The sequence below is a fragment of the Halostella sp. PRR32 genome, assembly GCF_034808085.1.
Taxonomy (GTDB): domain Archaea; phylum Halobacteriota; class Halobacteria; order Halobacteriales; family Natronoarchaeaceae; genus Halostella; species Halostella pelagica.
On record NZ_JAXHGL010000003.1, the window covers coordinates 306,573 to 329,830 of the forward strand.

Below are 23,258 nucleotides of genomic sequence, written 5' to 3' on the forward strand. Positions count from 1 at the left end.
TCAGGTGCGTCGGAGAGTGTTCCCGAACACGTAGCCGACGCTCCCGAAGACGATACCGTACAGCAGTGCCATCTCTACCGGGTAGGTGGCCGCGTACTGCGGCGTGATCGGCGCACCCGTGTGGGTGACCGCCCACCCGAACGCCGGGGCACCAGCCAGCAGGGCCGCCGGAACCAGTCCGGCCCCGAGAACTGTGGCGACCGCTGCCAGGACGACGAGCGCTGCGCCGGCGAGGAGGAAAACGCCAGTCACCTCTCCAGCGTACGTCGGAAGCGAATGTTCGATCCACAGATAAGCGTCTCTGGCGGCGACCTGCTGCGCGGAGACGACTGCCAGCGTGAGGGCGGCGACAGTCACGGCGACGGCAGTTCGGGGCCGACCGATCAGATTCGACCGCAGGGCTGCCGCGAACTGATTGACCGCTCTGTACGTCTGCGCCGCAGTTCCTTTCGTGTACACGCTTTCCCTCTCGGTTCCCTTCTCACTGTCGTGCAAAAACTCTACTCATCGACCGATGAAACCACTGATACTGTCGGCTGTGATCTCTTGGAGAATATCGAACCAGCAGGGGTCCGAGTATCGTTCCGAAGGTACAGCCGACAGTGTGAGGTGATATCTACCGTCATCTCCGACGCCGAACGACTGTCGACAGCCCATCGCCTTTGTGTTCCCGTCGCGTACTGTGTCCGATGACCGGCGACGCCGCGGAGGAGGCGGGAGACGGAGCCCGTCGACTCATCCTGAACCCCACGAGCGGCACGGCCGACCACGTCGAACGGACCCGCAAACTCGCCGCGGAGCGGGGATTCGACGTGGTCGAAACCGAGCGCACCGGACACGCCGTCACACTCGCTGCGAGAGCCGCCGCCGACGGAGTCGACCTGCTCGCAGTCTGCGGCGGCGACGGCACCGTCCACGAGGCCGTTCAGGGGCTGGTCGAGGCGGACGCGCTGGGCGACGTGACGCTCTCTGTCGTTCCCACGGGGACGGCCAACATCATCGCGTCTGCTCTCGGCGTCCGGGACGTGGAACACGGGTTCGCGGTCACCGACACCGGCGAAATCAGGCGGATCGACCTGGGGACGGCCGGCGACGAACCGTTCGTGATGTCGGCCATCGCGGGGTTGCCCGCGGACGTGAGCGCCGCGGCGACTCACGGTTTGAAACAGCGCTTCGGCCCGTTCGCGTTCGTCGTCGGCGCTGCACAGGAGGCGCTGGAGTTCGACGGTCTGCGGGTGGACGTGGAGGCCGACACGACCGAGGGCAGCGTCGAGTGGCGCGGCGAGGCGCTGGCGGTGCTCGTCGGCAACGTCCGGCAGTTCGCGAAGACGGGCGGGCAGGCGAACGCCGAGGACGGACTGCTGCGGGTGACCATCGTCGAGGAGATGCCGCCGGACGACGCCCTCGTCGAGGCGATCGAGCAGCGACTGCTCCACGAGGAGACGTCCCACGTGACCGACCTGCGGGCATCCGAAATAGATATCTCCAGCCTCGACGGCGGCGAGGTACGGTTCAGTCTCGACGGCGAGATCCGGCCGTTCGAAGACGTGCGGATCACCGTTCGCCCCCGTGCGCTCCGAGTGAAAGTAGCCGGGGAGTACAGCGTGGCCGCGGATGACGCGTCGTAATGCGGTCCGCCGTTCGCCGGTCCCGTCGCGGCGCTGTCGACGTGACGTATCCGATGCGTCGACGACGGGGAGCGGTTCTGGTCCACGGCCCGGTGGACGGGACGCCCACCGGACCCGCCCGAAAGGACGATTAGTCCAGTTCGCGCTTTAACTCGTCGAGCAACTGGAGCGCCTCCAGCGGCGTCGTGTCGGCGAGACTCGCCGAGCGCAGGCGTTCGGCCACGGAGAGCGGCACGTCCGGGTCGCCGTCGGCGGCGACGGGCGGGTCGCGGTCCGCCGTCGCGGACGCATCGTCGGGCACGTCGGCGGTCGACGGGTCGCCGACATCCGCGGGTGACTCGCTCTCGGCCACGTCGGACGCAGTTGCCGTGGCGGACCCGCCCTCGTCAGCGCCGGCCAGAAGCGCCCGCGAGCGCTCCACGACGGGGTCGGGGACGCCCGCCATGCTGGCCACTTCGACGCCGTAGGAGGCGGTCGCCGAACCCGGCCGGAGTTCGTGGCTGAACGTCACGGACTCCCCCTCACGCTCTGCGGCGAAGTGGCGGTTGAACGCGCCGGACAGGTCCCTCGCCACGTCGGTGAGGTCGTGGTGGTGCGTGGCGAAAAGCGTCGTCGACCCGACCTCGTCGTGGAGGTACTCGGTGACTGCCCGCGCGATGGCGAACCCGTCCGTCGTGCTGGTGCCGCGGCCGACTTCGTCCAGTAGGACGAGCGAGTCGTCGGTGGCGGCCCGCAGAATTTCGGACAGTTCGGTCATCTCGACCATGAACGTCGACTGGCCGCCGGCGATGTCGTCGCTCGCGCCGACTCGGGTGAACACGCGGTCGACGATCCGGAGTTCGGCGGCGTCGGCGGGGACGAAACTCCCGACCTGCGCGAGGACGCAGATCAGCGCCACTTGACGCATGTACGTCGACTTCCCGCTCATGTTCGGGCCGGTGATGACCCCGACGAAGGCGTCGCCGTCGAAGGAGGCGTCGTTGGGGACGAACGACTCCTGAGTACGCTCGACGACGGGGTGACGTCCGTCCTCGATCCGGATGCGGTCGTCGACCATCTCGGGCCGCGAGTAGTCGTGCTTGGCGGCCACCTCCGCGAGCGCCACGAGAGCGTCGAGTTCCGCGACCGTGTCGGCCAGGCGCTGGACGCGCTCGGACTCCGCGGCGACCGTCGAGCGCACGTCGCGGAACAGTTCGTACTCCAGGTCGTCGGCGCGCTGTTCGGCCCGGATTATCTCGTCCTCTCGATCCTTCAGTTCCGGGGTGTAGAACCGCTCGGAGTTCTTGAGCGTCTGCCGGCGCGTGTAGTCGTCCGGCACGCGGTCCAGATTCGGGTTCGTCACCTCGATGTAATAGCCGTGGACGGAGTTGTGCCCGACTTTCAGCGAGTCGACGCCGGTGCGCTCGCGCTCCTGCGCTTCGAGGCTGTCTATCCACTCCTTGCCTGACTGCTCCGTCTCGCGCAGTTCGTCGAGTTCGTCGTCGTAACCGCGCGCTATCAGGCCGCCCTCGGTTATCTCGGCGGGCGGGTTCTCCCGGATCGCCTCGCCGATCAAGTCACGGACGTCCGCCAGTTCGTCGAGGTTCCCGCGGATCGCTCGAAGCCGCTCCGTCTCGGCGTCCGCGAGGGACTCTTTTAGCTCCGGCACCACGTCTAGCGTCTCCTTCAAGGAGCGGAGGTCCCGCGCGTTCGCCCGGCCGCGGGAGACGCGAGCGATGAGCCGTTCGATGTCGTACACGTCCCGCAGGCGGTCGTGGACCGACTCGCGGGTCCGGACGCGTTCGGTCCACTCAGCGACGGCCGCGTGTCGGGCCTCGATGCGGTCGCGGTCGACCAGCGGTCGCCGGAGCCAGTCTTTCAGCTTCCGACTCCCGATGGCGCTCGCCGTCTCGTCCAGCACGTCGACGAGGGTCGCGCCGTCCGCACCGTGGACGCCCCGGCGCTCGAACAGTTCGAGGCTTCGGAGCGCCACCGCGTCCATCAGCATGTACTCCCGCGGGTCGTACCGGGTCAGGTGATTGAGATAGTCGAGGTGGCCGTCCCGTCCGTCCGGGGACGACTCCGAATCCCGCTGCGCCCGCAGGTCGTCGGCCGACTTGCCGCCGCCGCGCGTGTACTCGGCGTAGGCGAGCAGCGCCCCGCAGGCCCGTATCTCCGCGTCCGATGCGAGCAGGCGGTCCGGCGACCCGAAGTAGGCGGCGACTTTCTCGCGGGCCGCGTCGCTCTCGAACGCCGCCTCGTCGTACGGCGTCACCATGCAGTCTGCGGAGAAGACTTCTTTCGCCCCGACGCACACGTCCGGACCAGTGATAGCCTCCGGCGGCGCGAACCGGCCGACCTCGTCGGCGACGGTCGACACCGAATCGGTGCCGGTCACGTAGAAGTCGCCGGTCGAGACGTCGAGCAACGCGAGGCCGTACTCGGCGTCGTGGCTCGGGCCGTCCCGTTTCGACTCCGCTCGACCGCCGTCGACGGGCGACTCGGTGAGACAGGCGACGAAGTTGTTGTCGTCTGTCTCCAGCAGTTCGTCTTCGGTGAGCGTTCCCGGCGTGACGATGCGCGTCACCGCGCGGTCCACGACGCCGCTTGCCTCCTCTGGCTCTTGCACTTGGTCGGCGACGGCGACGCGGTAGCCCGCGTCCAGCAGCGTCTCGACGTACGACTCCGCGTTGTCTATCGGGATGCCGGCCATCGGATACGTTCCCGTGCTGTCCTCGCGTTTCGTCAGCGTTATCTCCAGCAACCGAGACACCGTCTCCGCGGCCTCGCAGAACGTCTCGTAGAAATCGCCGACCTGGAAGAGGACGAGCGAGTCGTCGTACCGCTCGCAGAGGTCGTGATACTGACTCATCATCGGCGTCAGGTCCTCGCTCTGCTCCGCCATCTTCTCGGGCGATCCCAGCGCCGGGTCCATGGCTGTCCACCGTGTCCCCGGGGAAATATACTTCTCGGAAACCGATCCGGGTCGCCCGCTGCCGGTCGTCGTCAGGACCGCTCCGCCGTCTCGGTCATTCGTCGTCGTCGTCAGCGCCGCCGTCCTCCCGTCATTCGCTGTTGGCGGCTGTCGGGGGCGGCTCCGATCACTCGCCGTTGGCGGCGTCCGGACTCCGGAACACGGTGCCGTACTCGCCCGGCAACTGGCTCACGGCGTTCTCGAACTCCGCACCGCTCGCCGCCTCCCCCACGGCGTCGGTCACCGCCCGCGTGTACTCAGCGGCGGCGTCATCGTCGACACCGGCCCGGTCCGCGACGCGGGCGACGAACTCGTCGACGCCGAACCCCGGCGGGTCGCCCTCGGCGTCCTTCAGCGGCACGTCCAGGTCACCGGGAACGTACGTCGCGAGGTCCCGGGCCTCCCCGCCGGCCAGTCGTTCAGCGAGCGTCTCCAGCACCGCCGCCGTCGCGGTCCTCGCCTCGTCGCGGGACTCAGGACCGCCTCGTTCCGCGATGATGTCGTAGAACACGCCGGCGGCAATCCCGACGCCCGGTTCGAGTACCGTCTCGAACTCGCCAGGCAGTTGTTCGCGTGCGTTCGCCAGTTCCGCGTCGCTCGCGTGTTCACCGAGTGCGGCCGCTACCGCCCGCGCGGCCGCCAGCGGGTCGTCCACGTCCGCGCGCTCCTCGACCCTGTTTAGGAACTCTTCGCGCGAGAACTCCTCGGCTTCGTCCGGGTCGACGTTCGTGAGCGCGTCCCCCACTTCGTCGGGGAGTTCGGCGGCTAGATCTTCGGCCTCGACGCCGGTGATCCGCTCCGCGAGCGTCGTCAGAACCGCTCGCGTCGTCTCTGCGGCCGTTTCGTTCGACGCCGGTTCCCCTTCCAGTTGGACGGTGCCGTAGAAGTCGTCAGCCCCCATACTCGGACCCACGGACGCCTGCGGTTTCAGCGTTGACAGCCCTCAGCCGGGTGACACGCCGCCGCGATAGTGTGCCTGCATCGCCCACCCCCGAAAGGAGAAAACGCGTAGAACAGCTACGAACGGTGATGACCGATACGACAACTCCGGGACCCGACGCCGATGTCGACACGCCCGTCCACGTCGACACCGGGGCCGAACTGGACGCCCTCGTCGAAGAACACGACGTCGTCCTCGTCGATTTCTACACGAAGGGCTGTACGCTCTGTCAGGCGGTCGAGCCAGTCGTCGGTACCGTTGCCCGCGCGACCGACGCGGTCGTCGCGATGTGCAACCCGCGGACCGACCTCGACCTCGTCGACGAGTACGACGTGCGAAGCGTTCCGACGCTGCTTCTCTTTGCCGACGGCGAAGCGGTCGACCGCCGCGCCGACGGGTTCGTCGAAGCCGACGAACTCGTCGACATGGTCGAACAGTTCACCTGACGGACTCACGCACCGTCCGCGGCCGCCTGAGGTCGTTACCGGCGACGACGTAGGGCGACCAGCGCCGCAGCCGCGAGCGCGACCGCGGCCACGACCGGGCCGAACCCCGGCTGGCCTTCAGTCGAGGCCGCCTCGACTTCCGATCCCTCGCTCGTCGCAGCGGTCGTCTCGTCGGACGTCTCGGTCGCCGCTTCGCTGACGGATACCGTCGCCGTGGCGTTCCCCACCGCGACGTCGTACGTGCCCGCCTCGTCGAACGTCGGTTCGAACGCGACGGTGACCGACCCGTCTTCGGGGACGGTCGCGTTGCGGGTGGCCCGCTCCTCGCCGTCGACCTGCAGGGTCACCGTCGTCGACCCGTCGGTCGCGCCGTCGTTCGTCACGGTCGCCTCGACGGTGGCGGCGTCGCCGACCGTCGCGTCGTCGCTCGCGGTGACGTCCGCCACGTCGACTGCCGGGCGGTCGACGCCGACAGCGAAGACGGTGTCGTTGCCGACGCCGCCGGCGTCGACGTCGTAGGCTCGGCCGCCGATGGCGATCTTGCTCTCCGTCTCGACGCGTTCCCAGCCGTCGTCGGAGTGAACCATCGCCGTCACGTCCGACGGGTCAGCGTCGAGGGCGGCGAACTGTTCCTCGCTCATCGTCACCCGGAACGACTCGTTTTCGAGCGGCAGGTCGTGTGCGACCGAGAGGTACGACACGGGTTCGAAGCTCTCCGCCGACGCGTCCTCGCTCACCGGCGACGTCTCGCTCGCCGCGACCGACAGGGTTCCGTCGGCGTCCGCGGTGAGCGCCGTCGACAGGTCCTCGAACGCGACCGCGGTCGTGCCGACATCGTGCTCTGCGAGGGCGATGTCGACCGGTTCGCCGGCGTTCCCGTTCAGCACGGTTGCGGTGATGCCGTCGTCGTCGCTCTCCACGTCGACGGTCATTATCGGTTCGCTGTTGGAGACGGGCACGCCGCCACCGGCGCTGCTGCCACCGTTGTCGTCGCTGTCGTCTTCGTCGTCGCCATCGTTTCCGTCATCACCGTCGTTTCCGTCGTCACCGTCGCTACCGTCACCATCGTTTCCGTCGTCGCCATCGTTTCCGTCGTCACCATCGCTTCCGTCATCGCCATCGCTTCCGTCGTCACCATTGCCGTCATCACCGTCGCTTCCGTCGTCACCATCGCCGTCATCACCGTCACTACCGTCGTCGCCGTCACTACCGTCATTCCCATCGCCGCCGTCGCTACCGTCATCACTATCGTCTCCGTCACCTCCGTCGCCGCCATCGTCACCGTCGTGAGTGACACCGACCGGTGCAACGATGACGGGGTCGTTCGACAGATGTCCGCCGCGGATCCCGAGGGCGGTGACGGCGTTCGAGTCGCGGTCGACCCCGTTCGGTTCGTCGAACTCCGACCACGATCCGGCGCCCTCGTCGTACTGCCAGAGCGTCAGCGAGGACTCGTCGACGCCCGACGCGTCCTGGTAGTGGACGGTGAGCGTACCGAGCGTCATGTCGCCGCCGCTCATGCCGACCTCGACGTACGCGCCCACGTCGGATCGGTTACCGGGAACGTCCGGGGTGGACGGAGCCGGCCGCAACGCGACGCTACGCCCGCCGTCGAATCCGACGGACACTCTCCGTTCGCCCCCGCCGATCGTGAAGTTCTCGACGCGGTAGTTCGCCTGCTCGCCTATATCATTCGTGTAGAACGCGTTCAGGCTGTTGTTGGCCGCGTAGTTGTCGACGAGCACGTGGCCCGTGCTCTCCTGCTCGAAATGGAACCCCCACTTGTTGTCGGTCGCGACGTTCTCGCGGTATTCGAGGTCCTCGGACCGGAGGTCAGTGAATCCGAGCGAGTTGCCTCGGGCGACGCTGTCCTCGACAGTGACGTTGTCTGAGAGCTCCGTTCGAACCCCGTAGAGGTTGCCGAGCGTCGTCACGTTCCGGACGGTACCGTCGGACGTCCGGTCGTAGTAGACGGCGAGACGCCAGTTCTCGACGGTCATGTCCTGCACCGTGACGTTCGTCACCGACCGGCCTGCTCCGTTGACGTACACGCCGTCCGTCTGGTCACCGGACGGTCCGGTCTGGCTGAGGTAGTGCCCGTTCCCGTCGAGCGTCACGTCGCTAGACCGGATCTCGATGCACGGTCCCGACTCGCTCGTGGTGATATCCCGCGTGAGTTCGTACGTGCCCGGTTCGTCGATGACGGTACAGCCGTCGACGTTCGCGGCGGGAGCGGGTGCCGCGGCCGCTCCGCTTGCGAGCGCCGTCCCGACTCCCGCGGTCGCGGCGGAGAGGACCATGAGCGCTGCCGCGAACGTGACACAGAGTTTCCGAGCGGCCGTCATGCGTCGTCACCATTGTCGATCTGTCGGTTCGCGCCGTCGACGGCGGTCGTCAGGGATCGCCTCATCCGTCGCGGCGGTTCAGTTCGCCGTTCTTGCGTACGATGCAGTGTCATGCTACCGTCCGAGTATCGGACAAGTACGGCCTTTGTTACGTTCGGCATTCGACCAATTAAACAGTGCCTACGTCCGCGAAAACGGCGACTACGGCGGCCGTTCGTTTCGGCCGGCTGACTCGTCGCCAGGTTCTTTGCAGATCTCGCCGAACCACCGGCACGACTATGACTGCGTTTCCCACGGACCCTGCCGGGAAGCTTCGACGCCTGTTCCAGCGACACCTCGACGTGGGACTCCACCACGGCGCACAGCTCGCAGTGTACCGACAGGGAGAGCTCGTTCTCGACCTCGCGGGCGGGACGACCGGACCCGACGGGGACGAAACCGCGGCCGACCAGCAGCACCTCCTGTTTTCGTGTACGAAGCCGTTCGTCGCCGTCTGCGTCCACCAGTTAGCCGAGAGCGGCGACCTCTCGTACGACGACCCGATCGTCGACCACTGGCCCGAGTTCGCCGACGACGGGACGGCGAAAGCCGCGGTCACCGTCCGGCAGGTGCTCAGCCACCACTCCGGGCTCACCGAGAGCGCGTTCGACGACCGCCCCGGCCTGTGGCACGACTGGGACGCCGCCGTCGCGGCGATGGAGGACGCCGAACTGACCCTCGAACCGGGAACGGCCGCCTACCAGACGCTCACGTACGGCTGGATCGTCGGCGAACTCGTCCGGCGCGTCACCGGGACGCCGGTCGAGGAGTACGTCCAGGCCAACGTGTTCGACCCCCTCGGCATGGACGACACGACGCTCGGTGCCGACGACGCCGACGACGTCGCAACGCTCGTCGGGTTCGAGGAGTTCGACCGCTGTCGCGACCCAGGGGAGGGGCTGGAGACGCTTGCGCCGCGGGAGGCCGCGGCCGCGTTCAACGACCCGTCGGTTCTCGAGTCCGTCGTTCCGGCGTCGACGGGCGTCGGAACGGCCCGCGACATTGCGCGATTCTACGGCTGTCTGGCCGACGGCGGCGCGATAGACGGATGCCGGCTCCTCGACCGCGAGACGGTCGACGCGATGACATCTCTCCACGGAGACACCCGCGACGACGGGACGCTCTCCCGACCGATGCGGTACGCGCTCGGCGTCTGGAACGGCGGCGCCGTCAACGACGGGTTCGGCACGCTGAGCGGTCCGGAGACGTTCGGCCATCTCGGCCTCGGGAGCGTCGCCGGATGGGGCGATAGCGCCGTCGACCTCGGGTTCGCCTACGTCACGAACGGGATCCGCGAGGGGTCGTTCGAGCACTGGGCGCGGGCGAACACCGTCGCGGACGCGGTGCGACAGACGTACGGGTAGGCGTCTCGCGCTACGGGCCGTCGCCGTCCGCCGCGCCGCCGTACGCCGTGACCGCCGCGTCCTCGCGGTCCGCGAGATACGCCTCGATATCGCCCCGCCGCCACCCCAGCGGCGAGAGGACGCTCTCGGCCGCCCGGAGCGCCCGGTCGCGGTAGTAGTCGGCGTCGTAGCCCTCCGATTCCTCCGCCGCCAGCGCGACCCGTTCTCTGGTGTCTCTCTCGTCGTCCACAACGACGTAGTCGACGGACTGGCCGGGTTCGACGTCGAGTCCGGCGTCGTCCGCGCGCTCTACCGCCGCCGTCGAGTGGGTGTAATGAGCGTACTCCCCCGGTTCCTTCGAGACGCGGTTCGAGACGGCAAGGTCCGCGGGGTCGACCCGTTCCGCGTCGAGTCGCTGGAGGTACTGCGCGAGGACGCCACAAACCGGCTCCGGCTCGCGATACCGGTCCAGTGCCGCGATCAGGTCGCGCTGAACGTCGGCGACCCACTCCGGCGTCGACCGCTGGCGACACTCGACCCCGCGGTACTTGAACGCATCCTCGCCGCCGTTTCCCCCGTCATCCCTCGCCTCCGCACCGCCTTCCGTGCCGCCCTCGCTCGCCCGCTTCCCGAAGTACTTCGTGAGCGCTCCAGCGTTCGAGTCCCGGCGCGGGACGAACGCGACCCAGTCGTACGCGGCCTCGTACTCCAGGCGGACGCCGACGTCGTCGGTTATCTCAGCGGCCAGCGCGTCCAGCGGCCGCCGTTCTACGCCCTCGCGCGGCGTCACCCAGACGCTGTCGACGATACCGTGAACTACCTCCCAGCCGCCGGCTTCGAGCGCCGCCTTCGCGTCGAGCAGTATCTCCCGGGCGAACGCGTTGATCGCCTCGTGGCACTCGATCCGACCGAACTTCGCGTTGCTGAAGCCCTGATAGCCGAAGCAGGCGACGAGGATCCACTTCAGTGCGGCCGACCGACCCGCTAACGTCTCCCGGCGCTCCGGGTCGTCCGTCGACCGGCGCTCCCGCTTGATCCCGTCGCGGGCATCGACGAGCGACGACAGCACCTCTGGCAGATACCCCTGCTCGTCGCAGACGGCGTAGCCGAGCCCCGGTACGTCCTCGCGGTCGGGGTGGCAGTCACAGCGGACCGTCTCCGGGCTGACGTTGCGCGTGACGATGATGTTGGGGTACAGCGAGGCGAAGTCGAGTTCGTGGACGTCCTCGTGGACCCCGACGCGCGGCGAGAAGGTGTAGCCGCCGCGGTCCGCGTCCTGTAACTGCCCCATCGTCTTGAAGAACTCCGCGCGCCAGGACCGCCAGGGGACGAGGACGTTCCGGTCGAGCGCCTCGCGGACCTGGATCGCCGTGAGGACGTTCCCGATGGACGCCCACGCGAGTTCCTGGAGCGGCTTGCCGGACCGCGAGACCAGGTCGAGACAGCCCGCCAGGTTCGTCTCGCGATAGAAGAACGTGTTCTCGCGGTCGATAACCGCTCGCCCGGGGATGCCGTACCGCGCCGGCGAGTGGCCGACCCGCCCGTAGCTCTCGTACGTCGACGCCCCCGCGCGCTTCCGGTAGCCCGGACGCCGCCCTAACTGGAAATCGACTCCCCGCTCGCGGGCCGTCTCGAACAGGACCGGTATCAGCCGCGCGGTGCTCAGAACGAGCACGTCCGGGTCGGCGCTCTCGACTCGTTCGCCCACCCGTTCGACGACGGTTTCGGGGTTGCCCGCGACCGTCTCCGCGCCGCGCGACCCGTCCCCGTTCGCCCCGTCCCCGCTCCGCACCGTACACTCCGTTATCTCCGGGTCGTCGCCGGCGAATTCCGTCGCCGGGACGTCGATGGCGAGTGTCCGGAGCGACCCGTTCGGCGTCGGGTCCGCGTCGGTTTCGAGGCAGTACCGAAACGCCGGCGTGAAGTCGACGTTGAACAGGCGGAACGTCCCGGATCGCTCCCAGCTTCGCAGTTGGCGCGCGACCGTCCGCACGGCGTCGACGCCGGTCACGTCGACCCGGAGCACGTCCGTCGGGTCCTCCCGGAACCCCGGCCGCCACTCCTCGCGGGCGGTCGCGGCGACGTTCGGATGGGCGTCGACGTGTTCGCGGTTCTCGGCGACCGTCGCCCAGTCGTTCGCTTCGAGGTAGACCGTCGGCGTGTAGTCCGGGTCGTGCTCGCACTCGACGCCGTTGCCCGTCCGCGACCACGCGTAGACGGCGTCGTCACGGAAATCGACCGTGAACATTTCTACCGCGTCGCGCCGGCGTTCTCGCCGTTCCCGTTTGCGTTTTCCGTCTTCCCGTTTGCGGTCTCACCGGTCCCAATCGTGCCCTCACCGGTCCCGTTTGCGCCCTCGGCGCTCCCGTCGCCGTCCGCGAGGTCGTCCAGGCGCTCGGCCAGTTCGTCCAGTCTGCGCTCGTGTTCCAGCGCGACGGAAAACAGCGCCGGGACGATGGGATCGGGGTGGTTCAACAGACCGCTTGCGTCGGCGTGGCGGTCGGCGTGTGCCCACAGCCGATCGAAACGGCGCTGTTCGTCGTGGCGGAGGCCGCGGCGGTACGTCTCCCACCGCTCGGCGGTGCGCCGGAGCAGGTCCCGATAGGTCGGATTGGTTCGGCCCATCTACCACACCCCCTCCGCGCCGGCGGACGAGACGCTCGGTTCGCGGTCCTCGTCCGGAGTCGCCGTCGCGCCGTGTATCGGGTCTCGGGCCTCGAGGATCCGCGTCCAGTACGCGAGCGTCGTCTGGACGGTTCCGTCCGGTTCGCCCGGGTAGACGAGCGTCTCGAACCCCTCGGTCCGGAACCGCGGGCCGAACTCGGTCCGCTCGCAGGCCACGGTCGCGTCGGTGGCGGCCGCGGCGGGCGCGCCGAACTCGTCGTCCCGCCGTCGGGTGACGAGAACCGGCAGGTCGCGCTCGCGGGCGAGGCGGCCGACGGTCGCGAGACTCCGCAGGAACAGTTCCCTGCCGTCCTCACGGGGCAGTTCATCGCCGCGGTACTGACCGTCTATCGCCGGCAGGACGACCAGCGACGTGTTCGGCGTCACCCGCTCCGGCAGTCGCTCGACCAGCGTCGCGTGCTGGGTCGGCGTGAACCCCCTTGCGACCCGGACGCGGTCGAGGACGCGCCGACTCGGCGCGAGGCGACCGAGCAGTTGCGACTGCGCGTGGCCGTGGCTGTCGACCCACAGCGCCTCGCCGCCCTGCAGGAGCAGGTGGTCGAGGACCAGCGCCTGCAGGGGACCGGTCGCCCGCTCCTCGGTCGAGAGAAGCGTGATCCCCGGGTCGAGCGTCGGCAGTTCCGGCACGTCGAGGCGACCGCCCCGCGCCGCCGTGAGTGTGCTACCGTCTGGTGGTGGCGTTCGAACCATACCGATACGTTCCGCGGCTCGCCGCATAAGCCGAGGCGTGGCGTTTCCAGAAGTTCCAGAAGTCGTCGGAGAGTTCCCGTAACCACCGTACGTGGACGGGATCGAACGTCGAAATCGGCCGTTTCCAGAAGTTCCAGAAGCCGCCGTCACGGTCGATTCGGTCTCGCCGCGAACAGTGCGATTCGCCCCGCGTCAGTTCAGGCTCCGATACACGCGGGCGCGGCTCGTTCCCTCGATCTCGATCAGGTCGTAGCGTGCCATCTTCTGCAGGTAGTTCCGCACCGTCCGGTCGCTCTTCGGGTCCGCGACTCGTTCGCGGTAGCGTTCGTACACCGCGTTCGGTTCGATCTCCCCGGCATCCTCGACGATGTCGTACAGTATCTTCTGGTGCCGGGTGAGGTTCTCCAGGTTCCGCTGGTGGACTTCCTCCCTGGCGTCGGGGATCGCCGCCTCGACGGTCGCGGCGGTGATCCGCTCGTCGCCGTCGCGGTCGGCTTTCCGGGCGGCGCTCCGGAGGACGCTGATCCCGACGCGGGCGTCGCCCGCCGCCGCGTCGGCGATCCGTTCGAGCTCCGCCGTGCCGACGGCGTCCGCCGCCAGTCCGCGACGGGCGCGAGCGTCGAGGATAGCGACTAACTGATCGAGCCCGTACTTCTCGAAGCGGATCCGCTCGCTCCCGCGGAGGCGACTCGTCAGCCTGTCATCGATCTGGCCGAACAGTTCGGCCTCGCGGTTGGCGATGAGCACGGGCGCGAACTGCGGCAGTTCGTGGAGGTCGTACAGCAGGCTCGGGTCCTCTAGCTGGTCGACCTCGTCGAGGACGAGCATTCGCGGCGGCCCGTCGTACGCCTCCAGCCGAGCGAGGAGTTCGTCACCCGGCGTCGACTGACGGTGGACGTCCACCGTCTCGTTCATCCCGTCGAGAACGGCGTAGGCGCAGCGGAAGAACGTGTAGTGCCGCCAGCAGTTGACGTACTGGAACTCGACGTCTAACGTCTCCTCTCGCAGGCGGTCCCCGACGAACTGCGTCACGCAGGTCTTGCCCGTCCCCGTCGGCCCCGTCACCAGCACCGTGTCGGCCGGGTCGCCGTCGGTCAGCGGCCGGAGCACGTCCGAGAGGTAGTTCACCTCGTGGTCGCGGTGCTCGACCTCCTGTGGAACGAAATCCGTCCGGAGGACCCGAGCGTCGCGGATCATCGTCGGACAGTGCTTCCTCGACCGACATAAAGTCGCCGGGCGTCCGCTCGCGGCGTGCGGCAGACCGAGACCCGCCTCACGCCAGGTCAGGGAGGGAATACGCGACGCCCGTCTCCGCCTCGGAGACCGCCCACAGGCGGCGGCCGACCGACCCGTCGTACGACCGGTCGTTGGAGCGCTGCTTCTCAGGGAGTCCGCGCATGTTCAGCAGGCCGCCCGGGCCGACGTAGTCGCCGCCATCGACGGCCGGCGCGGTGGCGGCGTACAGCAACGGGAGCGCGCCGTCGGCCGCCGACTGGGCGAAGACCCGGTTGGCGACCTCCATCAGCCACAGGCGGAGCCGCGACCCTGCCATCTCCGGGCCGCGCTGCTGGAGGTTCGTGGCGGCCCACCCCGGGTGGCAGGCGACGCTGCGGACGTCCGCCCCCGTCGCGTCGAGCCGGCGATCGAGTTCGTAGGCGAACAGCACGTTCGCGAGCTTGCTCTGTGCGTAGGCGTCCCACTCGTCGTACGACGACTCGCCGTGGAGGTCGTCGAAGTCGATCCGGCCGCGCTCGTGGACGCCGCTGCTCTGGGTGACGACCCGCGTCTCCCCGGGCGTCTCGCGAAGGGCGGGGAGGAGCAGGCCCGTCAGCGCGAAGTGTCCGAGGTGGTTGACGCCGAACTGTCGCTCGAAGCCGTCTGCCGTCTCCCGGCGGGGGATCGCCATCACGCCGGCGTTGTTACAGAGCACGTGCAGCGCCCGCTCCTCGTCCGCGACCGCCTCGGCGAACGTCCGCACCGAGTCGAGGTCCGCGAGATCGAGTTCACGCACCGTCAGCGACGCGGCCGGGGCGTCCTCGCGGACGGTCGCCTTCGCCGACTCGCCGCGGCCGACGTCGCGACACGCCATCACGACGTGTGCCCCCTTCCGCGCGAACGCCCGCGTCGCTTCCAGTCCGATCCCGCTGTTCGCGCCGGTGACGACGACCGTTTTCCCGGACAGGTCCGGCATCGACGAGGCGTCCCATTCACTCATACGCTCGCTAGGGACCGGCGCGAAATCTATCTGGCGTCACCCGCGGAAGTCGCCGGGACCGTCGCCCGCGGCTACTCCTCCGTTTTCCCGTCCCGCCGGTCGCGCTCCCGCGCGTCCGAGTCCCGGTCGGCGGGGTCGCCGTGGCCGCCGCCGCCGGGCGTCCGGACGGTGACGGTCGTCCCCGCGGGCACGTCGACGGTCGCCTTCGCGGGCACGCGCTCGCCGCCGACGAGGTTCTCGCCGGTCGCGCCGTCACCGCCGCCGGCGACGCCGCGGGGGCGGGTTCGCCGGCGCTCGGTGAGCAGCGACACCGTCGCGTCGCGCTCGACGGTGAGCGACCGTTCGAGGCCGAGACCGCCGCGGTGCTCGCCGTCGCCGCCGGTGCTCGGGCGGAGGGCGTAGCGCTCGACGCGCAGCGGGTACTCCGCCTCCAGCACCTCGACGGGGGTGTTTAGCGTGTTCGTCATGCCGACCTGCACGCCGTCGGTCCCGTCGCCGGCGCTGGTCGCGCCCGCGCCGCCGCCGATGGTCTCGTAGTACGCGAAGTCGCCCTCGCGGGAGCCGACGATCAGGTTGTTCATCGTCCCCTGGCCCTGCGCCGGGGCGCGCTCCGGGACGGCCTGCGCGAGGGCTGCGAACACCACGTCTGTGACCCGCTGGCTCGTCTCGACGTTGCCCCCGACGACGGCGGCCGGCGGTCGGGGGTTCAGGAGCGACCCCTCGGGCGCATCGACCGTCACGGGGTCGTAACACCCATGATTCGGGGGAATATCGGGGTCGGTGAGACAGCGCACGACGAAGTAGACGGCGCTTTTCGCGACCGCGAGGGGGGCGTTGATGTTGCCGGTCACCTGCTCGGCCGTCCCCGTGAAGTCGACCCGCAAGCGGGAGCCGTCGACGGTGACGGCAACCTCGATCGGCACGTCGTCGTCGGTGACGCCGTCGCCCTCCATCGCGTCGCGGGCCTCGTAGGTGCCGTCGGGGATCTCCGCGAGTTCCGCCTCGACCCGGTCGCGGGAGTAGTCGATCACGGCGTCGAACGCGTCGAACAGCGTCTCGCCGTGCTCGTTGAGCAGGTCGCCCAGACGCTCCTCGGCCCGGTCGTGGGCGGCCAGTTGCGCCCGGAGGTCGGCCCGGCGCTCGTCCGGCGTCCGGACGTTCGCGAGGAACAGATCCATCACGTCGTCGTCTATCTCCCCGTCGCGGACGAGGCGGACGCCCGGCAGGCGGACCCCCTCCTCGTAGATCTCCCGCGCGCCGGCGGGCATGCTGCCGGGCGTCGACCCGCCCACGTCGGCGTGGTGGGCGCGCGAGACGGCGTAGCCGACCACCTCGCCACCCTCGCTGTCTCCGCCATCGTTCACTCCGTTCCCCTCGCCGCCGGGCGCGAGCGGCGAGACGAGCGTCACGTCGGGCAGGTGGGTTCCGCCCGCGAACGGGTCATTCAGGGCGTACACCTCGCCGGGTCGCGGGTTCTTCTCGTCGACGGCGTCGACGGCCTCGGGCATCGCGCCGAGGTGGACCGGGATGTGTTCGGCCTGCGCGATCATCCGACCGTCCGCGTCGAACAGCGCGGTCGAGCAGTCCTGGCGCTCCTTGATGTTCGGCGAGTACGCGCCACGGATCAGCACCTGGCCCATCTCCTCGGCGACGCCCTCCAGTTGGTTGCGAAGGATCTCCAGCGTGACGGGGTCGACCCGCTCCGTCCCATCGTCCTCCGTCGCGCTGCTATCGCCGTTATCTCCCGTCATGCGTCTCCCTCCGTGAGAACGAGCGAGCCGTCCGCGCGCACCTCCGCGTCCCACGCCGGCGGCACGACCACGGTGCTCTCGGTCTGTTCGATCACCGCGGGGCCGCCGACGGTCCGGCCGGTCGACAGCGCGGCGTGGTCGTACACCGGCGTCTCGTACGCCGACCCGTCGCCGAAGCGCGCCTCGCGGCGCTCGGTCAGGGCCTCGCCCGCCGCCTCGCGTTCGGCGGCGGGACCGCTCCGGGCGGCCGTCGCCGTCGCGCGCAGGTTCACGAGGTCGACTGGCTCGTCCATCCGGTAGCCGTACGTCGACTCGTGGACGTCGTGGAAGCGCTCCGCGGCGCGGCCCGGGTCGAACGACCCCTCCACGTCCACGGTGAGTTCGAAGCTCTGGCCGGCGTAGCGCAGGTCGGCGTGCCGCCGGACGACGCTCGACGCCGGGTCTCGGGCGTCGGCGAGCACCTCGTGTTCGAGGTCGCCGTACAGGTCGTCGACCCGGTCGGGGTCGGTCTCGTCGAGCGCGACGCGGTGGGTCCGGACCGCGTCGTGCTTCTCGTCGGCTGCGAGGAGGCCGTAGGCCGAGAGAACGCCCCCTGCCGGCGGGACGACGACCGTCCCGACGCCGAGGTCGGCGGCGAGCGCGCCGGCGTGCATCGGCCCCGCGCCGCCGAACGCGACGAGGCCGAACCGCCGCGGGTCGTGGCCGCGCTCGACCGTCGCCGAGCGGATGGCCCGCGCCATGTTCGCGTTGGCGACGCGGTAGACGCCCCGCGCGGCCTCGACCGGGCCGTCGAGGCCCGCCTCGTCCGCGAGGGCGGCGAGCGCGTCGTGTGCGGCCTCTGCGTCGAGCGAGAGATCGCCGCCGAGTTCCGTGCTCTCGCCGACGTAGCCGAGGACGAGGTCGGCGTCGGTGACGGTCGGCTCCGTTCCGCCCTTGCCGTAGCAGGCCGGTCCCGGCTCAGCGCCTGCCGAGCGGGGGCCGACCCGGAGCGCGCCGCCCTCGTCGACCCACGCGACGGAGCCGCCGCCCGCACCGACGGTCGTCACGTCGACCATCGGCGTGCGGACGGGTCGGCCGTTGATCTCGGCGTCAGTTGTTCGCTCGGCCTCGCCGTCGCGGACGAGGCTCACGTCGCTGGACGTGCCGCCCATATCGAAGGTGACGAGGCCCCGGAGGCCGCGCTTCTCGACTAGTTCGCCCGCGGCGGCGTTCGCGCCGACGACGCCCGCCGCGGGGCCGGACACCGTCGTCGTCACGGCGTTTGCCCTGACCGTCGCCGCGTCGGCGATCCCGCCGTTGGCCTGCATGACGAGCGGTTCGGGCAGCCCCGCGTCGACGGCCTCGCTCGTGAGCCGGCCGAGGTAGCTGTCGATCGTCGGCGTGACGTAGGCGTCGACGACCGTCGTCGACGCCCGCTCGTACTCGCGGAACTCCGCGAGGACCTCGTGAGAGGCCGAGACGGGCACGTCGAGTTCCCCGTCGAGGACCTCCGCGACGCGCCGCTCGTTCTCGGCGTCGGCGTACGCGTGGAGCAGACACACCGCGACGCTCTCGGCGTCCACGTCGCGGATCCGCGCCGCGACCTCGCGGAGCGCCGCCTCGTCGACCGGGTCCTCGACGCCGTCCGGGGTCGCCCGCTCCGGCAGTTCGAAGCGGCGGCGGCGCGGCACCAGCGGCTCTGGCCGCCCGGAATCGAGGTCGTACAGGGCCGGCCGGTCCTGCCGACCGATCTCTAACACGTCCCGGAACCCCTCGGTCGTGACGAGCGCCGTCTTCGCGCCCGTCTCCTCCAGCAGGGCGTTGACCGAGACGGTCATCGCGTGGGTGAACTCGCCGATCGTCGCGGGATCGACCCCCGCCTCGTCGCAGGCCGTCCGGACGCCATTCATGACGCCGACGCTCTGGTCGGCGGTGCTTGGAACCTTCGCCGTGACGAGGTCGTCCCCGGTTGCGAGGACGACATCGGTGAACGTCCCGCCCACATCCGCTCCGAGTCTGGGTCGGTCCGTCATCGGCCCTCCCGGCGCTCCGTCGCGTTCGCGCGTCGCCGCGGACCGCACCGCTGTCGTGTGGACCTTGTGTCCTCCGGCCCACGGCACCTACCGCCACGGGCGTGCCACCTGCACTCGATGAACATGGTTCGCTCGTCGGCGACTGGCCAGGTATAACCTACGGCTCGTGGCTGTGCGCTGGCGACGCACCCGAACGTCTTCCTTTTGTGTCCGAATCGCCTATCGGGGTGTATGAGCAAACAGCAGGAAGCGGCAGCCATCACGGTGTTCGCCGACTACGTGTGCCCGTTCTGTTATCTCGGGCGCGAATCGCTGCGACAGTATCAGGACTCTCGCGACGAGGAACTGACGGTCGACTGGCACCCGTTCGACCTGCGTGCGCAAAAGCGCGACGAGAACGGCGAGATCGACCACGAGGTCGACGACGGCAAGGACGACGACTACTACTCGCAGGCCCGCGAGAACGTCGAGCGCCTGCAGGAGGAGTACGACGTGGAGATGGTGCAGGAACTCGTCACAGACGTCGACTCGCTGGACGCGCAGGTCGCCTCCTACTACGTGAAAGGGCACTACCCGTACGAGACGTGGGCCGAGTTCGACGAGGCGGTGTACGACGCCCTCTGGAAGGACGGCCGGGATATCGGTGACGAGGACGTACTCACCGACCTCGCCAGCGAGGCCGGCGTCGACCCCGACGAAGTCCGGTCGGCGCTCGACGACGACACGCTCCGGAGCGAGGTCGGGGAGGCGTTCGACGCCGCCCACGAGCAGGGCGTCACCGGCGTCCCGACGTTCGTCTTCGAGGGTCACGCCGCTCGCGGTGCCGTGCCGCCGGAGCAGTTGCGCCGCCTCGTCGAGGGCGCGTAATCGGACCAAGGCTCTTTCGACTCTTACTTCCTCAACCGCTTGGTAAGCGCTCTCTTTTTTTTTGCCCTGCCCCGCGGATCTCCGCGAAGACCATCGTCGTTTCTGGACGTCGCGGGCGTGCGGAGTCCGTTCCACTTTGCACCGCGTCGTAACGGTCTTTGACGTGGAGCGGAAAGCGACTGATATGAAGCGCGAAACGCTCTCAGTCACCGGAATGTCCTGTACCGGGTGCGAGCAGAACGTCGAAAGCGCCCTCGACAACATAGACGGTGTGACGCGTGTCGAGGCCGACCACGACGGGAACACCGTCGAGATCGTCGCCGAAGAGGACGTCGAAGACGACGACCTCTACGCTGCCGTTGAGCAGGCGGGCTATGACGTCGCTGTCTGATCGGCTGCTGTCTCTGTGTTTTCTCCTCCGACCTCGCTGACCGTCGCTCGCCGGGCAGTATCTGCCCCGTGTGGAACGGAGTACGACACGAGGTACCGCTTCTGTCGGCAGTGCGTCGGCGAACTTCCCGGCGCGTCGCTGTACTGAACGAGAACCGACGCACCGCGGGGCCGAGAGACGTTCTAAGCGGCTATTCGTTGCCGGACGACTCGGTGCGGTACTCGACCCGATCGACGGTCCGTCCGACGCGGTTTCCGCCGAACAGGCGGTCGAACACCCACAACACGGCGAGGAACGGCAACAGGGGGAGCAACAGGATCGCCGTCATCGCGGCCAGCAGATACCCGATCACGCTCATCTCCGCGCTCGGTTCGTAGTCGGAGGGTTCGGTCACGCTTCTGGGCATACGTGTAAACGTACGAACTACCCGCTATTAACTGTTGATCTGCCCGAACGCCGCCGCTCGGGCCGTTCGGTAAAACGACCGTCACGTGTGGCCCGTCGCCGGAACGGAGCGGTCCGCTGGGAGTCGGTCCGACATCGAACGTGCTCCGCGACGCGGAGGCTACGAGGACGGGACCGTCCTGCAGTCGCGTCACGGGCAACTCCGTCGCCGACCTCGTCCCAAGGTTTTTGCGGAAATAGACGCGTCGTTCCGTACGGTTAGTCCGATACAGACGATGAAAGACAACCAGAACCGCGACCGCGGCGTACTCACTCCGGCCGACAGGGCGTTTCTCCGCGGCGAGACGACGCTCCGAAGCGAGCAGTCCGCCTACGACGCCCGGTACCGCATCCGCCGGCGCTTGCGAAACGCTATCTACGACCTCGCGCTCCTGTTCGAACACGCGGAACCGCGCGACCGCGAGGGGGTGTTTGCGGACGACGCGCTCGACGAGGCGCTGGTCGACGCGCTCGCTTTCTTCTATCTCGGCCTCGGCGACGGCGACCGCTCGCGGAAGGCGACGTTTCTGGAGTCGATTTACCGCGCCGAACGCAAGCAGGCGGACGGTCAGTGTACCGTCAGCGCGACGTTCGACGTGGAACGAACCGACGCTCCGGTCGACGAAGTGATCGAGAAAATAGAGCGCGGCGCGTACAACGAACTCTCCGAGGACGAGTTACGTGCGTTCGCCCACTACTGCGGAGAACGCGAGAACGTCGACCCGAGCGACCTCGAATAGGCCGCTGCGGGGTACAGGTGCCGAACGTCGTCAGATGACGTCGTCGAAGTCCTTGTGACCGCGGATGTCGACGCCGTCGGTGGTGATCTCGGCGAGGAAGACGCCGTTGCCGGAGCCGGTGTCGCGCTCGACGGCGCTTTTGACGCTGCGAGCGGCGATAGTTTTGCCTTCCTCGTTGGAGAGGCCCTCTTCGTACTCCTGTTCGAGGACGCCGTAGGCGATCTGCATGCCGGATCCGGTGACGGTGTAGTCGTCGGCGACGACGCCGCCGGCGGGGTCGATTGAGTAGACGTGGTGGCCTTCCTCGTCGACGCCGCCGAGGATCGGGTGGATGGCGAAAAACGGGCCGCCGCGGGCGAAGTTCCCCGCGAGCGTCGCCAGCGCGTTGATACTCATGGGCTCGCCGCGGCGAGCCTCGTAGAGGTTCGCCTCGGCGCGGAGGCTACTGATGAACGACTGTGCGCCGCCGACGGAGCCGACCAGCGTCAGCGCCGCCGTGTCGTGGATCTGCTCGACCTTCTGAACGTTCTTGTTCGAGACGAATCGACCGCCGAGGCTCGCGCGCATGTCCGTCGCGATGATGACGCCCTCCGCCGTCGCCAGCCCCACCGTCGTCGTCCCCGTCTTGTTCACGTTCTCCAGGTCGTCCAGGCTGTGGTCGTTCGTCGGCATCTCCCCCACTTCGGGTTCGGCCGGGTTCGCAAGTCCGCTGTCGATAGTGTTGTTGAAGTTGTCGTGCATGATTTACTCCTCCTCGTCCTCCTCGTCGAGCAGGTCGAGTTCGTCGAGGTGCGCCTGCACGCGCTCGTCGTCGAGTTCGCTGTACTGTTCGGTTTCGACGTCGACCGTGGCGACGCCGACGCCGCTGGCCTCGAAGTCGTCGTCCGAGACGGACGCGAGCGCTTCGAGCGCGAGGTCGATACCGGCGTCGAGGTCGGCGCTCTCTTCGTAGTTCTCCTCGAGGTACTCCTGAATCTCGCCCCGGTCGCGGCCGACAGCGAGCGCTTTCCACTCGTTCGGCGTCCCGCTCGGGTCCGTTTCGAACAGGCGCGGTTCGCCGTTCTGGATCCCGCCGATGAGCAGTGCCACGCCGAACGGGCGGGCCCCGCCCGTCTGGGTGTACTGCTGGATGTGGTCGGTGACGTTTTTCGTCAGCGTCTCGACGCCGATCGGTTCGCCGTATCGCAACTGATTGACTTGGGCCTGCTGGCGTGCGAAGTCGATCAGCTGTCGGGCGTCGGCGACGTGGCCGGCGCTCGCGATGCCGACGTGGTCGTCTGCCTTGTGTAGCTTCTCGATGCTGTTCGGCTCCATCAGCCGCGAACGGAGCTTCTTGTTGACGACGAGGACGACGCCCTCTGCCGTTCGAATGCCGATACTCGCCGTGCCGCGCTTGACCGCTTCGCGGGCGTACTCGACCTGATAGAGACGACCATCCGGGGAGAAGATGGTGATCCCACGGTCGTACGCCTGCTGTTGAGATTGTCCTTGCATGGTAGAAGTCCGATGTATCTTTCACCTCGGGTTAAGGCGGGGCCATTCAAGTACCTTTTGTGTGTGATGGCTATCTCCGCCCGGAAGTTAGCCGGCTTCGGACTAACTCTTCCGTCGGTGCGTCGACGTGAGTCACTTGGATCTGCAAGGACAAAAGACCGTCACTGCCTGCAAGGGTCACCGATACGTTCGGGTGCTGGATCCGTTCCCACGGGGTGACGAGTGATCCCCGCTGATACGTCCGTCTCTGGGACGAACCTGTCGTACGGCGGTGA

Annotated in this window: 19 protein-coding genes and 1 pseudogene; 6 read left to right on the forward strand and 14 right to left on the reverse strand. The window is 68.7% G+C overall.

Going from position 1 to position 23,258, the window contains the following annotated elements:
- Positions 1-459 (reverse strand): hypothetical protein, encoded by a 459-nt coding sequence (locus SM753_RS11440; protein WP_138796739.1) that lies wholly within the window; start codon positions 457-459, stop codon positions 1-3.
- 230 nt (positions 460-689) lie between these two features.
- On the opposite strand from SM753_RS11440, the gene SM753_RS11445 reads away from it, so the two are divergent.
- Entirely contained in the window at positions 690-1,628 is a 939-nt protein-coding gene (locus SM753_RS11445; RefSeq protein WP_323191699.1) for a diacylglycerol kinase family protein, read from the forward strand.
- Positions 1,629-1,758: 130 nt separating this feature from the next.
- Here SM753_RS11445 and mutS read toward each other — a convergent pair whose 3' ends face one another.
- Both mutS and SM753_RS11455 read right to left on the reverse strand, forming a co-directional pair.
- Positions 1,759-4,542, reverse strand: a complete 2,784-nt coding sequence (gene mutS / locus SM753_RS11450; protein ID WP_323191700.1) for a DNA mismatch repair protein MutS — start codon at positions 4,540-4,542, stop codon at positions 1,759-1,761.
- A 166-nt stretch (positions 4,543-4,708) separates the two neighbouring features.
- Positions 4,709-5,482: a DUF2267 domain-containing protein gene (locus SM753_RS11455; protein ID WP_323191701.1), complete on the reverse strand. Its 774-nt coding sequence runs from the start codon at positions 5,480-5,482 to the stop codon at positions 4,709-4,711.
- Between the two features lie 128 nt (positions 5,483-5,610).
- Here SM753_RS11455 and SM753_RS11460 point away from each other — a divergent pair, with 128 nt between their 5' ends.
- Complete coding sequence (locus tag SM753_RS11460) at positions 5,611-5,967, forward strand: thioredoxin family protein (protein ID WP_323191702.1); 357 nt, start codon at positions 5,611-5,613, stop codon at positions 5,965-5,967.
- Between the two features lie 35 nt (positions 5,968-6,002).
- Here the strand turns inward: SM753_RS11460 and SM753_RS11465 are convergent, their stop codons facing one another.
- The gene (locus SM753_RS11465) at positions 6,003-8,312 is read right to left on the reverse strand and encodes a NosD domain-containing protein (RefSeq protein ID WP_323191703.1); all 2,310 of its coding nucleotides are present in this window, start codon (positions 8,310-8,312) and stop codon (positions 6,003-6,005) included.
- A 278-nt stretch (positions 8,313-8,590) separates the two neighbouring features.
- On the opposite strand from SM753_RS11465, the gene SM753_RS11470 reads away from it, so the two are divergent.
- Positions 8,591-9,715, forward strand: coding sequence for a serine hydrolase domain-containing protein (locus tag SM753_RS11470; protein WP_323191704.1), 1,125 nt, complete (start codon positions 8,591-8,593; stop codon positions 9,713-9,715).
- A gap of 10 nt (positions 9,716-9,725) precedes the next feature.
- Here SM753_RS11470 and SM753_RS11475 read toward each other — a convergent pair whose 3' ends face one another.
- From SM753_RS11475 to SM753_RS11505, 7 genes and pseudogenes are all read right to left on the reverse strand, one after another.
- Positions 9,726-11,942 carry a type B DNA-directed DNA polymerase gene (locus SM753_RS11475; RefSeq protein ID WP_323191705.1) on the reverse strand — a complete coding sequence of 739 codons (2,217 nt, stop codon included), beginning with the start codon at positions 11,940-11,942 and terminating at the stop codon, positions 9,726-9,728.
- Between the two features lie 131 nt (positions 11,943-12,073).
- Positions 12,074-12,319, reverse strand: a pseudogene (locus SM753_RS11480) (hypothetical protein); the annotation flags it as partial.
- Positions 12,320-13,069: a hypothetical protein gene (locus SM753_RS11485; protein WP_323191707.1), complete on the reverse strand. Its 750-nt coding sequence runs from the start codon at positions 13,067-13,069 to the stop codon at positions 12,320-12,322.
- Positions 13,070-13,261: 192 nt separating this feature from the next.
- Entirely contained in the window at positions 13,262-14,266 is a 1,005-nt protein-coding gene (locus tag SM753_RS11490; protein WP_323191708.1) for a Cdc6/Cdc18 family protein, read from the reverse strand.
- Between the two features lie 76 nt (positions 14,267-14,342).
- A complete protein-coding gene (locus SM753_RS11495; RefSeq protein WP_323191709.1) occupies positions 14,343-15,284 on the reverse strand; it encodes an oxidoreductase in 942 nt (313 codons plus the stop codon).
- Positions 15,285-15,355: 71 nt separating this feature from the next.
- Entirely contained in the window at positions 15,356-17,035 is a 1,680-nt protein-coding gene (locus SM753_RS11500) for a hydantoinase B/oxoprolinase family protein (RefSeq protein ID WP_323191710.1), read from the reverse strand.
- A complete protein-coding gene (locus tag SM753_RS11505; RefSeq protein ID WP_323191711.1) occupies positions 17,032-19,047 on the reverse strand; it encodes a hydantoinase/oxoprolinase family protein in 2,016 nt (671 codons plus the stop codon). Before SM753_RS11505 ends, SM753_RS11500 begins: the two co-directional genes overlap by 4 nt.
- Positions 19,048-19,278: 231 nt before the next feature.
- Between SM753_RS11505 and SM753_RS11510 the strand changes: the two genes are divergently transcribed.
- On the forward strand, positions 19,279-19,914 hold the full coding sequence (locus tag SM753_RS11510) for a DsbA family oxidoreductase (protein WP_323191712.1): 636 nt from the start codon (positions 19,279-19,281) through the stop codon (positions 19,912-19,914).
- Positions 19,915-20,098: 184 nt separating this feature from the next.
- Positions 20,099-20,305 carry a heavy-metal-associated domain-containing protein gene (locus tag SM753_RS11515; protein ID WP_135533714.1) on the forward strand — a complete coding sequence of 69 codons (207 nt, stop codon included), beginning with the start codon at positions 20,099-20,101 and terminating at the stop codon, positions 20,303-20,305.
- Positions 20,306-20,495: 190 nt separating this feature from the next.
- Here SM753_RS11515 and SM753_RS11520 read toward each other — a convergent pair whose 3' ends face one another.
- Entirely contained in the window at positions 20,496-20,711 is a 216-nt protein-coding gene (locus SM753_RS11520; RefSeq protein ID WP_323191713.1) for a hypothetical protein, read from the reverse strand.
- Between the two features lie 274 nt (positions 20,712-20,985).
- On the opposite strand from SM753_RS11520, the gene SM753_RS11525 reads away from it, so the two are divergent.
- The gene (locus tag SM753_RS11525; RefSeq protein WP_138796757.1) at positions 20,986-21,489 is read left to right on the forward strand and encodes a hypothetical protein; all 504 of its coding nucleotides are present in this window, start codon (positions 20,986-20,988) and stop codon (positions 21,487-21,489) included.
- Positions 21,490-21,519: 30 nt separating this feature from the next.
- Here SM753_RS11525 and psmB read toward each other — a convergent pair whose 3' ends face one another.
- Positions 21,520-22,230, reverse strand: a complete 711-nt coding sequence (gene psmB / locus SM753_RS11530) for an archaeal proteasome endopeptidase complex subunit beta (RefSeq protein WP_138796758.1) — start codon at positions 22,228-22,230, stop codon at positions 21,520-21,522.
- Between the two features lie 3 nt (positions 22,231-22,233).
- Entirely contained in the window at positions 22,234-22,983 is a 750-nt protein-coding gene (gene psmA, locus SM753_RS11535) for an archaeal proteasome endopeptidase complex subunit alpha (RefSeq protein ID WP_135533710.1), read from the reverse strand.
- Positions 22,984-23,258 lie beyond the last annotated feature (275 nt).